The organism is Chromobacterium vaccinii, from assembly GCF_001855275.1.
In the GTDB taxonomy this organism is placed as follows: Bacteria; Pseudomonadota; Gammaproteobacteria; order Burkholderiales; family Chromobacteriaceae; genus Chromobacterium; species Chromobacterium vaccinii.
On sequence record NZ_CP017707.1, the window covers coordinates 4,913,881 to 4,932,587 of the forward strand.

Below are 18,707 nucleotides of genomic sequence, written 5' to 3' on the forward strand. Positions count from 1 at the left end.
AACCGGGCCCGCCGTCCTGACGATGCGGGCCCGCCGCCGTTGGATCGCATCGCATGCCGTTTACCGTTTCGCGCTGGCGCGCGTCGGCCGCAGCCGCCAGCCTGCTTACCCTGATTCCGCTGGCGGTGATCGCCCTGGGCCTGTTGGAGCCGGACGCCGAAGTGTGGCGCCATCTGGCGGAGCACGCGTTGCCGGAGCTGCTGCGCAACACCGCCGTCCTGCTGCTGGGCGTCGGCGCCGGTGTGCTGCTGCTGGGCGTGCCGCTGGCCTGGCTGACCGCGGTGCATGACTTTCCCGGGAGGCGGTTTTTCTCCTGGGCGTTGATGCTGCCGCTGGCGATGCCGGCCTATGTGATGGCGTTTTCCCAATTGGGACTGTTCGATTTCACCGGTCCGTTCCAGACCTGGTTGCGCGAGGCCTTCGGCAGCTCCGCCTGGGTGCCCGACATTCGTTCGACGCCCGGCGTGGTGCTGGTGCTGTCGCTGGCTTTCTATCCCTATGTCTACCTGCTGGCGCGCAACGCGTTCGCCGGCATGGGCCGGCGCGCGCTGGAGGTCGGGCAGTCGATGGGTTTGTCGCCGCTGGCCGGTTTCTTCAAGGTGGCGCTGCCGATGGCCCGGCCCTGGATCGCAGGCGGGCTCGGCCTGGCGCTGATGGAGACGCTGGCCGATTTCGGCACCGTCGCCATCTTCAATTTCGACGCCTTCACCTCGGCCATCTACAAGGCCTGGTTCAGCCTGTTCTCCTTGCCCGCCGCCAAGCAGCTGGCGTCCTTGTTGGCGCTGCTGGTGTTCGTCCTGCTATGGCTGGAGCAGCGCGCCCGCGGCCAGCGCGGCTATGTCCAGGCGGGCAGGGCGGCGCCGCTGCCGCGCACCCGCCTGGCCGGCGCGCGCGGCTGGCTGGCCAGCGTCTTCTGCGCGCTGGTTTTGTCGCTGGCTTTCGCCTTGCCCTTCGGCCAGATACTGGTTTGGGCGGCAGGCCATCTGGCTAGCGATCTGGACGCCGACCTGCTCGACAGCTTGAAGAGTTCGCTGTCGCTGGCGGCGTTGGCGGCGCTGCTGGTGCCGGCCATCGCCTTGTGCCTGGTTTTCGCCGGCCGGCGCGATCCGGGCAGCCGGCCCTGGATCCGGCTGGCCACGCTGGGTTACGCGGTGCCGGGCACGGTGCTGGCGGTGGGGGTGTTCGCGCCGGTTGCGGCGTTGGACAATCTGCTGCTCGAGCATTTCGGCCGCTGGCTGCCGGAAGGCGCGTCCGCCGTGTTCAAGGGCACGCTGCTGGTCTTGATGCTGGCCTACGCGTCGCGCTTCCTGGCCGTGGCCCACTCCGCGCTGGAGGCGGCGATGCAGCGGATCAGCCGCAGCCAGGAAGAAGCGGCGAACAGCCTGGGCGTATATGGCGGATGGCTGTTGCTCTGTCTGCACCTGCCGCTTCTCAAGGGCGGCCTCTTCACCGCGATGCTGATGGTGTTCGTCGACGCGATGAAGGAGATGCCGATCACGCTGATGACCCGGCCTTTCGGCTGGGACACGCTGGCGGTGCGCATTTTCAACCTGACCAGCGAGGGCGAGTGGCAACGCGCGGCCCTGCCCTCGGTGGCCATCGTGCTGGCCGGCCTGTTGCCGGTTTTGCTGCTGTCGCGGCAGAAGCCTGGAGTGTGAGATGGACAAGACGCTTGAATTCGACGCGGTAAGCCTGGCTTTCGCCGGCAGGCCGGTGCTGGACGGCATGAGCTTCGCGCTGGAGGGGGGCGAGATCGCCTGCCTGCTGGGCGGCTCCGGTTGCGGCAAGACCACCGCGCTGCGCTGCATCGCCGGCTTCGAGACGCCGTCGGCCGGCCGCATCCGGCTGGAGGGCGAGACGGTGTTCGGCGTGGGCGTGAATGTGCCCGCCCATCGCCGCCGCGTCGGCATGGCGTTTCAGGACCATGCGCTGTTTCCGCACCTGACGGCGGCCGGCAACGTGGCTTTCGGCCTGTCCGCGCTGTCCCGCGCCGAGCGCAAGGCCAGGGTGGCGGAGGCGCTGAGCCTGGTGGGGCTGGAGGACGAAGCCGCGCGTTATCCTCACCAGCTGTCCGGCGGCCAGCAGCAGCGGGTGGCCCTGGCGCGCGCGCTGGCGCCCAGGCCCAGGCTATTGCTGCTGGACGAGCCGTTTTCCAATCTGGACGCCGAGCTGCGCGAGCGGCTGGCGCGCGAGGTGCGCGCCATTTTGAAATCGCAGGGCATCGCCGCCTTGATGGTCACCCACGACCAGCACGAGGCCTTCGCCATCGCCGACCAGGTGGGCGTGCTGCACCAGGGGCGGCTGCAGCAGTGGGACGCGCCGGACGGGCTCTACCATCGCCCCGCCAACCGCTACGTGGCCGGTTTCATCGGCCAGGGCGCGTTTCTGCCCGGCAGAGTGAGCGGCCGCGCGGTGTGGCTGGAGACCGGGGAGCTGAGATGCGATGAGGGCCTGCCCTTCGACGACGGCGCCGAGGTGGACGTGCTGCTGCGGCCGGACGCGGTGCTGCCGGAGCCGGGCAGCCCGCTGCGGGCAAGAGTGGTGGACAGGGTGCTGCGCGGCACAGTCAGCCATTACGCGCTGGAGCTGCTGTCCGGCCGGCGGCTGCTGGCCGAGCTGGGCCATGAGCGGCCGCTGGCGGTCGGCGACATGGTGGGCATCCGGCTGCAGCCCAGGCCGCTGCTGGCGTTCGCCCGGGAGTGAGGCCCAGGCTGTGCCTTGGAATTGCCAAGGCCTAGGCTCTTTGACGCGCGCTCGCGCAAAACGGAGGCGGGCAGGCCCTCAGGCGAAGGCCTGGCAGACGTCCACCCACTGGCCGGCGGTGATGTCGCCGAGCCGGTCCGGGCTGATCCGCACCGCGCTGTGCACGGCGCCGGCAGCGGGCAGCACCTCGTCGAAAGCTTGTATCGAAACGTCCAGATAGATGGGCAGCTCGCGGGCCAGGCCGAACGGGCAGACGCCGCCGACCGGGTGGCCGGTGATGGCCTCCACTTCTTCCGGCGGCAGCATCTTGCCTTTGCCGAAGGCGTCCTTGAACTTGCGGTTGTCGATGCGGGCATCGCCGCGCGCGACCAAGATCACCTCGCGGCCGTCGCTGAGGCGGAAGGCCAGCGTCTTGGCGATGCGGCCGGGTTCGACGCCGTGGGCGGCGGCGGCCTCGGCCACGGTGGCGGTGCTGACGTCCAGCTCGATGATGGCGATGTCCGCTTGGCGGGCGGCGAAGAAGGCTTTGACCGATTCCAGGCTCATGGGCGGTTCTCGTCGGGAAGGAGGGATGACCCGACCATTATTCCCGATGAGGACCAAAGGCGCCAGGCGCGGCTTCCGCTCGCGGTTTTTGCGGCAGCGGCCATTTCCGGCGCGGAAAAATGCCCCAGGCGGTGTCGTCCGCGGCCCGGGGCGTTTGATGGGGCGATGCGGCGGGGAAAAGCGGCCCGATAACCAGTCTTTGATGGATGATCAGGACTGACGCACGATTTCGGCCAGCTTGTCGGCGATGTCTTGCGAGGTAGCGGCCTGTTCCTCGGCGGCGTTGGCGATCTGTACGACGAAGTCGCGCATATTGTTGATTTCGTTGACGATGGTGGTCAGCGCCTGCTCGGCGTGCAGGAAGTCGCTCTCGGTCGCGTCCACTTGTAGGCGGCCGCGTTCGATCGCCTCCACGTTCTGCTTCACCTCGTGCTGGATGTCGCGGATCATGTCGCCGATTTCCTGGGTGGCCTTGGTGGTGCGCTCGGCCAGCTTGCGCACCTCGTCGGCCACCACGGCGAAGCCGCGGCCCATCTCGCCGGCTCGCGCCGCCTCGATGGCGGCGTTCAGCGCCAGCAGATTGGTCTGGTCGGCGATGTCCTTGATCACGCCGATGATCTGGCCGATGGTCACGGAGCGCTGGCCCAGCGACTCCAGGCTGTCGGCGGTGTCGCGCACCATGCCGCCCACGCTTTTCATGCTGCCGCTGGTTTCGTTTACGATGGTCGCGCCCTTGCGGCCTTCGCCCAGCATCAGTTCGGCCGATTCCGACGCCGACGCGGTCTGCACCGCCACGTTCTGGATCGTGGCGCTCATCGCCTGCATGTTTTCCGACAGCTCATTGATGCGGGCCTCCAGGAAGTCGCGGCGTTGATTGCCTTGTTCCTGCAGCTTTTGGGCGCGGATTTCAGAGGACACGTCTTGAAAGCTGGCCATGAAGCACAGCAGTTGATTGGGGTTGGCCGAATCCCAGATCGGAAACACCTTGGTTTCGAACATGACCTCGCCCACCGGAATCATCGCCACGTGCTGCTCCATTTTGCGGCTGGCCAGGTCGGCCAGGATGCGGCGGTTGTGCTCCGGATCCCGGTGGAACTGGTGGATGCTGTGGCCGTGGGCATGGTTGACATCGACGCCGGCCCGGAATTTCTGGTTCATCATTTCTCGATGGCGGCCAAGCACATCGCGCGCAGTCCGGTTCATGTAGAAAATCGCGTTGTCGCGACTGGTGTCGCACAGCATGATCAGATTATCCGCATGATCCAGCACGCTTTCCAGCTGGCGCACCTTGCGCGCCGCATCCTCGGCCTGATTCGTTGCTTTCTTGAAACCAAACATCCCTATCTCCCGCCTACGTACGTGTTTTTACTAGGTTTATTATTTTTGGTTTGGTTGACTCAAGACATAAAAGCAAGCTTTTTCTGGGATTTGGTCAAGTTTCATGCATTGATTTTAAAGGGGTATTTCAGTCTCCCAGAGGCAGTTGCAGGGTCTCTTTGACCTCTTCCATCACCACATAGCTTTTGGACTCCTTGGCCGAAGGCAGCTGCAGCAGGATGTCGCCCAGCAGCTTGCGGTACATCGACATGTCCGGAATGCGCGCCTTGATCAGGTAGTCGAAATCGCCGGACACCAGGTGGCATTCCAGTATCTCCGGGATGCTCATGATCTCGCGGCGGAAGGCATCGAAGATGTTGCCGGACTTGGCCTCCAGCTTGATCTCCACGAACACCAGCAGCGAGCCGCCCAGCGCGTGCGGATTGAGGCGGGCGTAATAGCCCTCGATGATGCCGTCGCGCTCCATGCGCCGCACCCGCTCGGTGCAGGGCGTGGTGGACAGGCCTACTTTTTCGGCCAGTTCGGTCATGGCGATGCGGCCGTTCTTCTGCAGGATGCGCAGGATTTTCCGGTCCATCTTGTCCAGGGCTTTGGCGACGGCGGGAAGTGGCTTCATGTTTTCACTGTTTTTATGAGAAAGATTTGAGAATGATCATTTGATTTTTATCAATTTCAGTGAAAAAAACCAGATGTCAATGCATATACTAGCGGAATTCACTATCTGGTAGTGCCAAGACTACAAACGGAGACAGAAATGAAGGTAATCGTGCTGGGCGGCGGCGTTCTGGGCGTATCCACCGCGTGGTATCTGGCCAAGGCAGGCTGCCAGGTGACGGTGCTGGAGCGCCAGGAAGGCGTGGCGCTGGAAACCAGTTTCGGCAACGCCGGCCAGATATCCCCCGGCTACTCGGCGCCGTGGGCCGCGCCCGGCATCCCGTTGAAGGGTCTGAAGTGGATGTTCCAGCGCCATGCGCCGCTGGCCATCAGCCCGGATGGCAGCCTGTACCAGTTGCAGTGGATCGCGAAAATGCTGGCCAACTGCAACGAGAAGGCCTACGCGGTCAACAAGGGCCGCATGATGCGCCTGGCCGAGTACAGCCGCGACAAAATCAAGGAACTGCGCGCCGAAACCGGCCTGCAGTACGAAGGCCGCCAGGGCGGGACGCTGCAGCTGTTGCGCAGCCAGGCCCAGGTTGAGGGCATGGCCAAGGACATCGCCGTGCTGCGCGAGTGCGGCGTGGACTTCAACGTGCTGGACCCGGACGGCTGCGTCCGCGTCGAGCCGGCGCTGGCGGCTGTCAAGCACAAGCTGGCCGGCGGCCTGCAGCTGCCCAATGACGAAACCGGCGATTGCAATCTGTTCACCAGCCGCCTGGCGGAGCTGGCCCGCGCCAAGGGCGTGGAGTTCCGCTTCGGCGTGACGGTGGACGGCATCGAGAACGACGGCAAGCGCATCACCGGCGTGCGCGTCGGCGACGAGCTGCTGCGCGCCGACCATTACGTGGTGGCGATGGGCAGCTACTCCCGCGACATGGTGAAGGAGCTGGGCATCGACATCCCGGTCTACCCGGTCAAGGGCTACTCGCTGACGGTGCCGATCACCAATCCGGCCGGCGCGCCGACCTCCACCATTTTGGACGAAACCTACAAGGTGGCGATCACCCGCTTCGACGACCGCATCCGCGTCGGCGGCATGGCCGAGCTGTCCGGCTACAATCTGGAGCTGAACCCGCGCCGCCGCGAGACGCTGGAAATGGTGGTGGGCGACCTGTACCCGAACGGCGGCGACATCAAGGCGGCCAGCTTCTGGACCGGCCTGCGCCCGATGACGCCGGACGGCACGCCCATCGTCGGCGGCACCCGTTTCGCCAACCTGTCGTTGAACACCGGCCACGGCACGCTGGGCTGGACCATGTGCGCCGGCTCCGGCAAGGTGCTGGCCGACCTGATCACCGGCGCCAAGCCGGAAATCAGCGTGGACGGCCTGTCGATGCAGCGCTACGCCAAACAGGGCGAAACCCTGGTGGTGCCGGTGATCCGTCCCGCGGCGCAAGGGGCCTGATCCGATGCGTCCGTTGATCGCGACGATACGGCTGGACCATCTGCGCCATAACTATCTGCTGGCGCGCGCCGCCCACGGCGGCAAGACGCTGGCGGTGCTGAAGGCCAATGGCTACGGCCACAACGCGGTGCGTTGCGCGCAGGCGCTGGCCGACATCGCCGACGGCTTCGCCGTCGCCTGCCTGGAAGAGGCGCTGCAGCTGCGCGCCGCCGGCGTGGCCGCCCCCATCCTGCTGCTGGAAGGGGTGTTCGAAGCGGCCGAGCTGGCCGAGGTCGAGCGCCACCGCTTGTGGCTGGTGGTGCAGAGCGAGAGCCAGCTGCGCATGCTGGAGGAAGCCAATCCGGCCGAGCCGTTCCGCGTCTGGCTGATGCTGGACAGCGGCATGCACCGCGAAGGCTTTTTGCCGCAGCATTACCGCGCGGCTTGGCTGCGGCTGCGGGACAGCGGCAAGGCGGAGAGCATCGTGAAGATGACCCACTTCGCCCGCGCCGACGAGCCGGCGGTGTCGATGACGCAGGCGCAGATAGAAGCTTTCGACGCCGCCACCGCCGGTCTGCCGGGGGAGGAGAGCATGGCCAATTCCGCCGGCCTGCTGTGCCATCCGCGCGCGCGCCGCGACTGGGGCCGCGCCGGCATCGTGCTGTACGGCGCCAACCCCTTGCCGGCCGGCTACTTGCAGGGCGATGCGTTGAAACCGGTGATGCGCTTGAGCAGCCGGATCTTCGGCGTGCGCGAACTGGCCGCCGGCGAGCCTATCGGCTATGGCAGCAATTTCGTCACGGATCGCCCGACCCGGGTGGGACTGATCGCCTGCGGCTACGCCGACGGTTATCCGCGGCTGGCGTCCAGCGGCAGCCCGGTGGCGGTGGACGGCCGCCGTTCGCGCATTATCGGCCGGGTGTCGATGGACATGATCACCGTGGATCTGAGCGATCTGCCCGAGGCCGGCATCGGCAGCGAGGTGGAATTGTGGGGCGACGCGGTATCGGTCAACGAGGTTGCCGCCGCCGCCGGCAGCATTTCCTATGAATTGCTGTGCAATATCAAGCGCGCCCACTTCGCATTCGTATAAGTTTTTGCTGATTTTCTGAAAGGTATTTCAGAATCAAACGACTAAGGGACAAGCCCGGCCATTGGCCGGGTTTTTTATTTATATTGCATCTTGTGTTGCGTCGACGCCGCAAGGCTGGCATCAAGCTTGGGTAATTTTGTCATTATTTGATAGTTATTCTCATTAGTCTGGACGCGCAATGGGATTTCTGTTTTCCTTTGTTAAAAATAGTTAAGAATCTAGTGATGATTAAATACAAAAAACTATCTTCGGCCAGATTGTGGCGGATGGCGGGGATAGTCTGCTGGGGCGTGGCGGCGCAAGCCGCGGAAGTGCCCGGCATGTCCGGCAGCATGCATCAGCAGATGGAAAACGATTCGCGGCGCTTGTTGCAAGACAACAGCCGCCGCTTCGACGCCATCATCCAGCAGCAGCGTCTGCGGCAGATGCTGCCGGACAGCAACACCATGCATCGGCCGGAAGCGGAGGACATGAGCGAGCTGGATTGCCTGCGCGTCAAGGGCGTGCGTCTGGCCGGCATCAAGCTGCTGAGCCGCAAGGAAGTGGCTTCGCTGGGCGAGCTGGCGGGCGACTGCCTGAGCAATGAAGAGCTGAACCGCTACAGCCGCGCCTTGACCCAGCTTTATCTGAAGAAGGGCTATATCGCCGCGCGGGTGGCGGCCGAAGGGCCGGACGAACAGGGCGTGCTGACCTTGCGCGTGCATGAGGGGCGGGTGGAAAAAATCGTCAGCGCCGACCGGCGCAGCAACCCGGCCACCTTGTTTCCCGGGGTGATTGGACGGCCGCTGAACATCCACGACGCCGACCAGGGACTGGACCAGGCCAACCGGTTGCCGTCCAGCAAGGCGACGCTGGACATCCTGCCCGGCGAAACGGTGGGCGGCTCCATCCTGAGCCTGCGCAACAATATGGACGCGCCCTGGCGGCTGAACTTCAACGCCGACAACACCGGCCGCGACAGCACCGGCCGGGTGCAGGCCGGGGTGGGGCTGTCCTGGGACAGCCCGCTGGGCTTGTCCGACTTCATCAGCGTGTCGGCGCAGCGCACCAGCAACGACAACGCGGTGCGGCACAGCCGCAGCGAGTCGCTGTTTTATTCCTTGCCCTACGGCTATTGGACTTTCAGCGCCTTCGCCAGCCGCGCCGATTATCTGAACACACAGCAGTTTCCTAATGGCGTGGCGCAGTTGTCCGGCAGTACCGCTCAGAGCGGCCTGCGTACGGACTGGGTAATGAGCCGCGGCCAGGACCAGACCACCTCACTGATGGCCCAGCTAACCCATAAGCGGGTGCGCAATTATTTTCTCGACAGTGAACTCGGCGTCAGCAGCCCGACGCTGAGCGTGGCCGAGCTGGGCTTGTCGCGTCTGCAGCTGCTTAGCGGCGGGGTGTTGATCGCCGATGCCGGCGTGCAGCGCGGCACCCGTTGGCTGGGCGCCAGCGCGCCGGACCCGCGTTCGCCGGACGGCCCGAATCCGCAGTTCACCAAGTGGAAGGCGTCGCTGAACTGGTTCCAAAGCCTGGCCTTTCCCGGCGGGCCGTACCAGCTCAACAGCACGCTGGTCGGCCAGACCAGCCGCGACTACCTGCCCGGCGTCGAGCAGATGGACGTGTCCGACGCCAGCGCGGTGCGCGGCTTTCGCCGCAACACGTTGGCAGGCGAAACCGCCTGGTCCTGGCGCAACACGCTGTCGCGCCGCTTCGAGATGGCAGGCGTTGGCGTGACGCCGAGGCTGGGATTGGATGGCGGCCGGGTATTGCCGAACGGCTCGGTCCAACAGTGGCAAAGCATTGCCGGCGTCAGCCTGGGCCTGGCGTTCAGCTATCGCAAGGCCAGTCTGGATCTGGAATACAGCCGACCTTTGTACAAGCCCGCCGGCTGGCAGCCGGAAGGCCATCAGTTGTTCGCCAGGCTGGCGTTGTCCTGGTGATGCCTTTGGCATCTGTTTTTAAAAGCATAAATATTCTGAAAGAAATTAGCTGCGTACGCGACTAAGCGGTATTGGCAGTATTTCATTTGAATTGATTTAAAAAGAGACGTAGATTAGAAATCAAACGTATGTTTTAGTGCGGGTAAGAACGGCAGGCAGGCCGGCGATGCTCGCGCGACATGGGTTGGATGAAGCGGCCTGAGGCCGGATCTGCTTGTTCTTTGGATGAACGGGACTCAAATCATGAAGAAAAAAATAAATTTCGGATTATCGGCAACGGGGAAAGTGGCCGCGGCGCTGACCCTGGCGTTTTGCGTGGCGGAAGCCACGCTGGCAGCCGGCATCGTAGCCGGGGGCAACGGCGCGCAGCCTCAGGTGAGCAATGCCGCCAACGGCGCGGCGGTGGTCAATATCGTGGCGCCCAGCGCCGCGGGCCTGTCGCATAACCAGTACCAGGATTTCAACGTCGGCAAGCCGGGCGCGGTGTTCAACAACTCCGCCACTGGCGGCCAATCGCAGCTGGCCGGCCAATTGGGCGCCAACGCCTTGCTGGGCGGGCGCGAAGCCAGCGTGATCCTGAATGAAGTGATCAGCCGCAATCCGTCTCTGCTGTTGGGCAAGCAGGAAGTGTTCGGCAAAGCCGCTGATTATGTGCTGGCCAACCCCAACGGCATCACTTGCAGCGGCTGCGGCTTCATCAATACTCCGCGCGCGTCGCTGTTGGTGGGCAATGCCAATATCGAAAACGGCGCCATCGCTTCCTTGCAGGCGGCGATGAACGGCAACGCGCTCACCGTCAACGGCTCCGGCCTGAGCGGCGTCAACGTGCTGGACCTGATCGCGCCGCGCATCGATGTCCGCGGCAATGTCGCCGCGCGCGACCGGATCAATGCCCGCGCCGGCTTCAACCTGGTGGATTACCAGGGCAGCGACGCAAGGATCATCCGCAGCGACAAGGCGCCTGAGGGCGTGGGCTCGCTGGACAGCGTGTTCCTGGGCGCGATGCAGGCCGGCCGCATCAACATCATCAGCACCGCCGACGGCGCGGGCGTGAACGTGGGCGGCAGCCTGAACGGCGCGCAGGAAGTATCGGTGGAGGCCAATCAGGGCAAACTGGCGCTGGAAGGCGCGCAGATCCACGCCAGCGAAGGCAAGGTGGCCCTGGCCGCGCGGCAGATCGACAGCCGCGGCCGAGTGGAGACTTCCACCGCTCAGGACAGCAGCCATGACGAGAGCTGGTTCATCTGGAAAACCGGCGAAACCAATACCGCCAGCAACAGCAGCGACACCCGCATCAAGCGCAGCGCCATCAGCGCGCGCGACGATGTGGCGCTCAGCGCCGGCGATGCCGTCACGCTGGCGGCCACCGACATCAGCGGCCGCAACGTGGCGGTCAGCGGCAAGGACGTGACGCTGGACAGCCAGCTGGCGGAAAGCACATCGAGCAGCAGCAATCACGCCTGGAAAAACTCCTGGGCGTACAACCGAGACCAGAACGAAACCACCCAGCGCCAGGAAGGCGTGCGCATCCGCGCAGACCAGGATGCCACGCTGACCGCGGCGGCATCGGCTGCTGACAATCAGGCGGCCGACGGCGCGCAGCCGCGCGGCCAGATCGCAATCCGCGGCGGCAGCGTCAGCGCCGGCCAGGACATCCGCCTGCAGGCCGACGGCGGCGTGAAGCTGAGCGGCGTGACGGAAACCGACACCCGCCGCGACCAGGGCAATCGTAAGAACGACGGCGCCAGCCTGGAGACCGGCTCCTGGGACAATGCTTCCAGCGAGCAGCGCCTGGCGCAAAGCCAGCTGCGCGCAGGCCGGGACCTGAGCGTCCGCGCCAGCGGCGATATCGACGCCAACGCGGCCAAGCTGGCCGCCGGCCGCGACGCCGGCCTGAACGCGGGCGGCGCGCTCAGCCTGGGCGTGCAGCAGACCGTGAGCCTGAACAACCAGCGCAACGATCAGGTGTACTGGGGCGGCATCGGCGGCGGCGGCAATCGCGACAACGGCAAGACCGACACCGTCAACACCGGCAGCGACCTGACCGCCGGCGGCAAGCTGACGCTGCAGGGCGACAGCGTGGCGATCGCCGGCAGCCGCTCCCGCGGCGAGCAGGACGCGGTGGCGATCAGCCGCAACGGCGATGTCAGCATCGACAGCGTGGTCAATCAGTCGCAAACCCGAACCGATCAGCGCAGCGGCACCGCCTTCAACATCACCAAGAGCAGCAGCAAGGGCAACGCCAGCCAGCAGCAGGCGGTCAACGCCGAGCTGAAGTCGGACACCAATCTGACCATCCAGTCCGCCAAAGACGTGGCGATCAGCGGCAGCCAGGTGCGCGCCGGCGGCGAATTGAACGTTTCCGCGAACGGCGACATCAAGGTGGCGGCGTCGCAGACCCGCGACACCGTGCAGAGCAAGGACACCGAGCTGGCGCTGCGCGGCGTCGGCGAGATCACCGGCGACAAGCAGTACCGCGGCGGCGTGCGCATCGAGCATACCAGCAGCAGCGTGGATCGCGACGCGACTCAGAACCAGGTGGCGACGCTGTCCGGCGACAAGGTGGCGCTCAATGCCCAGGGCGATCTGACGGTGACCGGCTCCAAGCTGAAGGCCGGCGTCGGCGGCGCGGCTCTCAGCGGCCAGAACGTCAGCCTGAACGCGGCGCAGGACACGGTGAAGGAAAGCAAGAGCAGCAGCGTCACCGGCGGCGGCATCTATGTCGACGCCGGCCTGGACAAGACTGGTTTGGCGCTGGGTGTGGACCAGAAGAACAGCAGCAGCCGCTCCGAGAGCGGCACGGCCCAGGTCAGCGCCATCAGCTCCAAGGGCGGCGTCAGCATCGTCGCCGGCAATGGCGACGGCGACATCCGCAACCAGGGCACCCAGGTCAAGGCTGATGGCGACATCAAGCTGGCTGGCGGCCGCATCGACAACCAGGCTGCCAACAGCACCCAGAAAACCACCACCGACAGCAGCCATTGGGGCGTGGAGGTAGGCGTCAACGCGGATTACAGCGGCGTGACTCGTCCGCTGGTGGCGGCCGGCGAAAAAGTAGTCAAGGGCGATGTGGTCGGCGCGGCCGGCGCCGCCGGCAATCTGGGCGCGGCCAATCTGGGTGTGGACCTTGGCGTCAAGGCCGGCGTCGGCTCGGAAATCAGCCAGTCCAGCACCGCGCAGGCCAGCAGTCTGAACGGCGGCAACGTCAAGGTGGACGCCAAGGCGGGGCTGAGCGACCAGGGCACCCAGTACCAGGCGGGCAACACGGTGGAGATCAAGGCGGACAGCCACCAATTCACCGCCGCGGCCAATACCCAGAGCCAGAGCGGCAGCAAGACCGAGGCTGATGTCGGCGTGCGCGTCTACACCACTACCGGCGAGGACGTGAACGTCAAGGCGGCAGGCAGCGGCAGCACGGTGACCAGCGCTTCGTCCAGTTCCACCGCGGTGACTGGCGGCATCCGCGCCGGCAACGGCGTCAAGGTGGACGTGGACAACAACGCCGCCTACCAGGGCGTGGCCATCGCCGGCGGCAAGGGCGCGGCCAGCGTCAATGCGGGCGGCGACCTGAGCTTCAGCCAGGCCAGCAATACCAGCAGCAGCGAGCAGCGCACCGTGGGCGGCAAGGCCAATCTGGCCATCACCACCAGCCCGATCGAAGGCGGCGGCAAGAATGTCGGCGGCAGCGGCGCAGTGGCGGTGAACGTGGACAAGCAGCAAGCCAACTCCAGCGCCGCCGTGACCGGCGGTGTGGACGCCGATGCCGGCGTGGCGTTGACGGCCGGCGGCAAGCTGGCGCTGCAGGGCGACAAGATCGCCAGCCGCGGCGACGTGGCGCTGAAGGGCGACAAGGTGGAGTTCAAGGCCGCCGAATCCAGCGCCGACAAGTCCGGCAGCCAGTGGGGCTTCGACGTCAAGGCCGGCGGCAGCCAGAGCAACGGCCAGGAGAAGGCGAGCCAGGGCTTCAATGTGGGCGCCGGCGGCAATTACGCCAGCACCGACGAGTCCAGCCGCAGCCAGGCTGGCGGCAGCGTGGCCAGCGGCGGCAAAGCCAGCATCGAGGCCGGCAGCGGCGGCATCCGCCTGAGCGGCACCCAGGTGCAGGGCGACAGCGTCAAGCTGGACAGCCAGGGCGATGTCCGCCTGGAGTCGGCGCAGTCCAGCAGCCAGCGCAACAACTGGAGCGTGGCCGGCAATATCGGCGGCGGCAACAAGGCCAGCAGCGACAAGGAAAACGGCCAGATCAAGCCGGACAGCGCCAAGAACGTGCATGACGTGAGCGCGGGCTTGAGCGTCAAGGTGGATCAGCAGGACAAGCTGAGCAACGCCAATGCTTCCATCACCGGCAAGCAGCAGGTGGAGCTGAACGCCGAAGGCAACGCCACTCTGGCCGGCGCCAACGTCAGCGGCAAGACCGTCGCTGGCCAAGTGGGCGGCAAGCTGGCGCTGGAAAGCCGTCAGGACCGCGACAACAGCGTCAAGGTGGATGTGGCGCTGGGCGTCAACAGCTCCAACGGCAAGGAGGCCAGCCTGGTCGATCAGGCCGCCGACAAGGCCGGCCCGCTGAAGGACAAAGTGAAGGAGAAGGGCACCGAACTGGTCAACGCCGCGTCCGACAAGGTGAAGGAGAAGTATGACAGCCTGGCCTTCAACAAGGGTCTGAAGGAAGACACCACCAATGCGGTGAGCTTCAACGCCAATAGCGAAACCGTCACCCTGCCCGAGCAGCCGACCTCCGGCCCGGCCAAGTCCGGCACGCTGGACACCCTGGCGCGCAAAGGCGGCAACACGCTGAAGGACAAGCTGCTGAACGCCCAGGACAAGGGCACCGAGCTGAAGGCCGACGTGGACGTCAGCGTCAAGCGCGACAACTCGGTCGGCACCGTAACCGGCATCGCCGGGGCCGACGGCGTGACGCTGCAAGTGGGCGGCAAGACCCAGCTGACCGGCGCGACCGTCTCGTCCGCCAACGGCAAGGTGGATCTGGGCGATTCCAAGGTGGAAACCGCCGACATCGCCACCGAACGCTACAACGGCGGCGGCGGGGTCAAGCTGAACAGCACGCCGTCCGGCATCCTGAAGCAGGCGGTCAGCGATGTGACGTCCGGCAAGGCGCCGCTGATCCGCGCCGAGCACGAAAATGTGCCGACGGTGGTGCAGGGCGGCATCCAGAGCAAGTAAGGCGCTTCAGCCAAGCGAAAACCCCCGTCAGGAAACTGGCGGGGGTTTTGTTTTGGCGCGGCCGCCATCACAGAGGAATGAACTCCGTCTCGCCCGGCACCATGGGAAACCGCTGCTCGATCCAATCCGCGCGGGCCTGGGCCAGCCGCTCGCGGCGGCTGGATACGAAGTTCCAGTCCAGATAGCGCGGGCTGGCCGGGGGCGTGCCGCCCAGCAGCATCACCCGGCTGTCGCGCCGCGCGATCAGCTCGCCTCCCTGGCCGGTTCGCAGCAGGCCCAGTTGATTGGAGTCCAGCGCGGCGCCGTCCACGTCCAGCTCGCCGGCGGCGACATAGGCGGCCAGTTCTTCCACGCCTTCCGGCAGCGCCAGCCTCGAGCCGGCCGGCATGACGGCGCTGGCGTAGAACACCGGCAGCGGATAGGCGACCGGCGCGTTGCGGCCCCAGCCTTCGCCCATCAACAGGTTCAGCTCCACGCCGTCCTGCCGCCAGCGGGGCAGGTCTTCGGCCGGGTAGTGGGCGAAAGCCGGCTCGCACTCCTCCAGCTCGTCCGGCAGCGCCAGCCACAGCTGCATGCCTTCCACCGCGACGCCTTGCCGGCGGATGTCGGCCGGCACCCGCTCGGAGTGGGTGATGCCGCTGCCGGCGGTCATCAGATTGACTGCGCCGGGCTCGATGCGCTGCACGGTGCCCAGGCTGTCGCGGTGCATCATCGCGCCGGAGAACAGGTAGGTGACGGTGGCCAGGCCGATGTGCGGATGTTGCCGCACATCGCCGGCGCTGCCTTCGGCGGAGAAATGGGCCGGACCCATGTGGTCGAGAAACACGAAGGGACCGACGCGGCGCGCCTGGCGAGTGGGCAGCAGCCGGCGCACCGGAAAACCGATGTCGCGGTCCTGGCTGGCTATGGTTTGCGTAAGCAGAGGCATGGCGGCTCCAGGCAATGAGTTGGATTTAGGGTCTGTTCAAGTTTCGCCTTTGTTCACGAGGCGTTGAACAGGCTATTAGAAGCGTCCGTCGCGAAAATCGCTGATGGCTTCTTCCACTTGTTCGCGCGTATTCATCACGAAGGGGCCCCACTGGGCGATGGGCTCGCCCAGGGGTTTGCCGGCGATCAGCAGCAGGCGGCTGTCGGCCGCGGCGCGGACGACGACGCCGTCGCTGCCGGCGCGGTTGTCCAGCACCGCCATCTGCCTGGCCTTGACGCCGCGCTGCCGCGCGCCGACGGCGATTTCTCCCTGGTAAACATAGAGGAAGGCATTGTGGCCGGCCGGGATTTCCAGCGTCTCTTCGCGGTCGGCGTCCAGATGCAGATCCAGGTAGAGCGGTTCGGTGGCTTCGCGCTGCATCGCGCCGGCCTGGCCTCGCCAGTTGCCGGCGATCAGGCGCGCCTCGCCTTGGGCTGGCGCAGAGGGGATCTCGGCGGCGGGGATGTCGCGATACCAAGGCTCGCACAGCTTGCGATCCGCCGGCAGGTTCAGCCACAGCTGGAAGCCGTGCATCAGGCCGTCTTCCTGCTCCGGCAGCTCGGAATGGACGATGCCGCGCCCTGCGGTCATCCATTGCACGCCGCCGGGTCCGAGCAGGCCCTCGTTGCCGGCGTTGTCGCGGTGGCGCATGCGGCCGGCCAGCATGTAGGTGACGGTTTCGAAGCCGCGGTGCGGGTGGCTGGGAAAGCCGGCGATGTAGTCGTCTGGATTGTCGGAGCGGAACTCGTCCAGCATCAGGAAGGGGTCCAGCCGCCGTTGCAAGTCGGCGGTAAGCACCCGCAGCAGGCGCACGCCGGCGCCATCCGAGACCTCGCGGCCATTGATGATGTGTTCCACTTCGCGGCTGGTCTTGCTCATTTCTCTCTCCGGTCTGAATTCATGTCCTTTATTTTTACAGTGAAAAATCAGATAAAAAAGCGCAAAATTCAGCGTATATATATCTAAAAATTTGATCAATTATGAAAACGACGCTGGATCAATGGCAGGTGTTGCGGACCATCGTGGAGGAGGGCGGTTTCGCCCAGGCGGCGGAGAAGCTGCATCGCAGCCAGTCGTCGGTCAGCTACGCGGTGGCCAGGCTGCAGGAGCAGCTGGATGTCGCCTTGTTGCGGCAGGACGGGCGACGGATGCGGCTGACCGGCGAGGGGGAGGTGCTTTTGCGCGAAGCCGCCGAGCTGCTGCGCCACGCCGACAGGCTGGAGCGTCGCGCGGGAAGCCTGCGCCGGGGATGGGAGCCGGAGCTGAAGGTGGCGTTGGACAGTCTGTTGCCGTCCGAGGTGGTGCTAGCCGCCTGCGGCGATTTCGCCGGCCACTGCCGGGAGACGCGGCTGCAATTGCATGAGGTGGTGATGTCGGGCGCCGACGACGCCTTGTACCAGGGCGATGCAGCCTTGGCGGTGGCGGGGCGGGTGCCGCAGGGTTTTCTGGGCGACTGGCTGCTGGACGCGGAGTTCATCGCCTGCGCGGCGCCGGGCCATCGCTTGCATGCGCACGGCGGGGAGCTGGACGGCGAAAGGCTGCGCGGCGAGGTGCAGGTGGTGTTGCGCGATTCCGGCATTCGCCAGCCGCGGGACGAGGGTTGGCTGGGCGCGCATCAGCGCTGGACGGTGTCGCAGCCGGAAACCGGCATCGCGATGGTGGAGGCCGGCCTGGCCTTTGCCTGGCTGGCGCGCCACCGCATCCGGCGGCAGCTGGCCGAGGGCAGCCTGAGGCCGCTGCCGCTGAAGAGCGGAGCGGTGCGCAAGGCCTCGCTGTACCTGGTGCTGGCGGAGCCTGCGTCCGCCGGGCCCGCCTGCCTGTATCTGGCCGACGCGCTGAGAAGGGCCGCCGCCGATTGGCGGAGCGGCTGCGCTCAGTGATTCGCCTGCTGGCCCTTCAGATAGCTTTCCAGCGCATGGCCGGCGGACAGGATGTGGAAACGCAGGAATTCCGCCGCCTCGTCCGCCTTGCCCTGGCGGCATAGCTCCAGCAGCCGGGTGTGCTCTTCGTGAGCGCGCTCCATGGTGCGGGTGAACAGGATCTGCATCCGGGTGTAGCGGTCGGTCTTGTTGTGCAGCTGCTCGATCAGCGCCAGCGTGTTCGGGCGCTTGGCGGCACGGTACAGCGCCAGATGGAAGCGGGAGTTGATCTCGCCCCAGTGGCGCACGTCGTTGTTGTTGAGCGCCACTTCGAACTCGCGCAGCGTCTGCTGGGCGGCGTCGTGGTCGGCCGAGCTTTGACAGGGGATGGCCGCCTTCAGCAGCGAGCACTCCAGCATCGCCCGCACTTCCAGCAATTCCAGGATGTCTTCCAGCGACAGCTTGGAAACCAGCGCGCCCTTGTGATCGATGATCTGGATCAGCCCCTCGGCCTCCAGCTGCCGCAGCGCTTCCCGCACCGGCACCCGGCTGACGCCGTATTCATTGGACAGCGCCTCTTGGCGCAGTTGTTGGCCGTCGGCGAACTCGCCGGACAGGATGCGTCGGCGCAGGGATTCGGTGACGGCACTGGTAAGCGTCTGGCGCTTGATCGGCTGCAGGGTGGTCATGGTGGATGGGCTTATCTGTCAGTCAATCGGATACATGCAAATGTATTCGATTATACGGAGCTTCACTGTACTGGCAAGCGGCAAATCTGAACATTTTTGTCGCAATTCTATAATTGCGGAGGCGGGAAAAGATAAAGCCCGACACGAGGTCGGGCTTTGCTGTTTCTGGGGTGGATGATGGGACTCGAACCCACGACAACCGGAATCACAATCCGGGACTCTACCAACTGAGCTACATCCACCGCTGATGACGCGATGGTCGAAACCTTGGGGTGGATGATGGGACTCGAACCCACGACAACCGGAATCACAATCCGGGACTCTACCAACTGAGCTACATCCACCGTCGAAACAGTTCG

The 18,707-nt window shown here is 65.6% G+C and carries 13 protein-coding genes and 2 tRNA genes; 7 read left to right on the forward strand and 8 right to left on the reverse strand.

What is annotated here, in order from left to right:
• Window positions 1-53 precede the first annotated feature (53 nt).
• Window positions 54-1,658, forward strand: coding sequence for an ABC transporter permease (locus BKX93_RS22710; protein WP_070981510.1), 1,605 nt, complete (start codon window positions 54-56; stop codon window positions 1,656-1,658).
• A 1-nt stretch (window position 1,659) separates the two neighbouring features.
• Window positions 1,660-2,703, forward strand: a complete 1,044-nt coding sequence (locus tag BKX93_RS22715; protein WP_070981512.1) for an ABC transporter ATP-binding protein — start codon at window positions 1,660-1,662, stop codon at window positions 2,701-2,703.
• A gap of 78 nt (window positions 2,704-2,781) precedes the next feature.
• On the opposite strand, the gene BKX93_RS22720 is transcribed toward BKX93_RS22715, so the two are convergent.
• From BKX93_RS22720 to BKX93_RS22730, 3 genes are all read right to left on the reverse strand, one after another.
• A complete protein-coding gene (locus BKX93_RS22720) occupies window positions 2,782-3,249 on the reverse strand; it encodes a YbaK/EbsC family protein (protein ID WP_046155891.1) in 468 nt (155 codons plus the stop codon).
• Window positions 3,250-3,459: 210 nt separating this feature from the next.
• The gene (locus BKX93_RS22725; protein WP_070981513.1) at window positions 3,460-4,587 is read right to left on the reverse strand and encodes a methyl-accepting chemotaxis protein; all 1,128 of its coding nucleotides are present in this window, start codon (window positions 4,585-4,587) and stop codon (window positions 3,460-3,462) included.
• A 127-nt stretch (window positions 4,588-4,714) separates the two neighbouring features.
• Window positions 4,715-5,203: a winged helix-turn-helix transcriptional regulator gene (locus tag BKX93_RS22730; RefSeq protein ID WP_046155893.1), complete on the reverse strand. Its 489-nt coding sequence runs from the start codon at window positions 5,201-5,203 to the stop codon at window positions 4,715-4,717.
• A gap of 138 nt (window positions 5,204-5,341) precedes the next feature.
• Here BKX93_RS22730 and BKX93_RS22735 point away from each other — a divergent pair, with 138 nt between their 5' ends.
• From BKX93_RS22735 to BKX93_RS22750, 4 genes are all read left to right on the forward strand, one after another.
• Window positions 5,342-6,649: a D-amino acid dehydrogenase gene (locus BKX93_RS22735; RefSeq protein WP_046155894.1), complete on the forward strand. Its 1,308-nt coding sequence runs from the start codon at window positions 5,342-5,344 to the stop codon at window positions 6,647-6,649.
• Window positions 6,650-6,653: 4 nt separating this feature from the next.
• Complete coding sequence (gene alr / locus BKX93_RS22740; RefSeq protein ID WP_070981515.1) at window positions 6,654-7,721, forward strand: alanine racemase; 1,068 nt, start codon at window positions 6,654-6,656, stop codon at window positions 7,719-7,721.
• A gap of 224 nt (window positions 7,722-7,945) precedes the next feature.
• A complete protein-coding gene (locus BKX93_RS22745; protein WP_083340645.1) occupies window positions 7,946-9,652 on the forward strand; it encodes a ShlB/FhaC/HecB family hemolysin secretion/activation protein in 1,707 nt (568 codons plus the stop codon).
• Window positions 9,653-9,895: 243 nt separating this feature from the next.
• Entirely contained in the window at window positions 9,896-14,833 is a 4,938-nt protein-coding gene (locus BKX93_RS22750; protein WP_186009462.1) for a hemagglutinin repeat-containing protein, read from the forward strand.
• Between the two features lie 67 nt (window positions 14,834-14,900).
• Here BKX93_RS22750 and BKX93_RS22755 read toward each other — a convergent pair whose 3' ends face one another.
• Both BKX93_RS22755 and BKX93_RS22760 read right to left on the reverse strand, forming a co-directional pair.
• Window positions 14,901-15,761 (reverse strand): pirin family protein, encoded by an 861-nt coding sequence (locus BKX93_RS22755; RefSeq protein WP_070981520.1) that lies wholly within the window; start codon window positions 15,759-15,761, stop codon window positions 14,901-14,903.
• A 75-nt stretch (window positions 15,762-15,836) separates the two neighbouring features.
• A complete protein-coding gene (locus BKX93_RS22760; RefSeq protein ID WP_046155897.1) occupies window positions 15,837-16,679 on the reverse strand; it encodes a pirin family protein in 843 nt (280 codons plus the stop codon).
• Between the two features lie 101 nt (window positions 16,680-16,780).
• Here BKX93_RS22760 and BKX93_RS22765 point away from each other — a divergent pair, with 101 nt between their 5' ends.
• Window positions 16,781-17,680 carry a LysR family transcriptional regulator gene (locus BKX93_RS22765; protein WP_070981522.1) on the forward strand — a complete coding sequence of 300 codons (900 nt, stop codon included), beginning with the start codon at window positions 16,781-16,783 and terminating at the stop codon, window positions 17,678-17,680.
• Here the strand turns inward: BKX93_RS22765 and BKX93_RS22770 are convergent.
• The 3 genes from BKX93_RS22770 to BKX93_RS22780 all read right to left on the reverse strand — a co-directional run bounded on the left by BKX93_RS22770 (window position 17,674) and on the right by BKX93_RS22780 (window position 18,692).
• A complete protein-coding gene (locus tag BKX93_RS22770; protein WP_021475694.1) occupies window positions 17,674-18,348 on the reverse strand; it encodes a GntR family transcriptional regulator in 675 nt (224 codons plus the stop codon). The two genes, BKX93_RS22765 and BKX93_RS22770, sit on opposite strands and share 7 nt — an antisense overlap.
• A gap of 166 nt (window positions 18,349-18,514) precedes the next feature.
• Window positions 18,515-18,590 (reverse strand) — tRNA-His (locus BKX93_RS22775).
• Window positions 18,591-18,616: 26 nt separating this feature from the next.
• Window positions 18,617-18,692 (reverse strand) — tRNA-His (locus BKX93_RS22780).
• Window positions 18,693-18,707 lie beyond the last annotated feature (15 nt).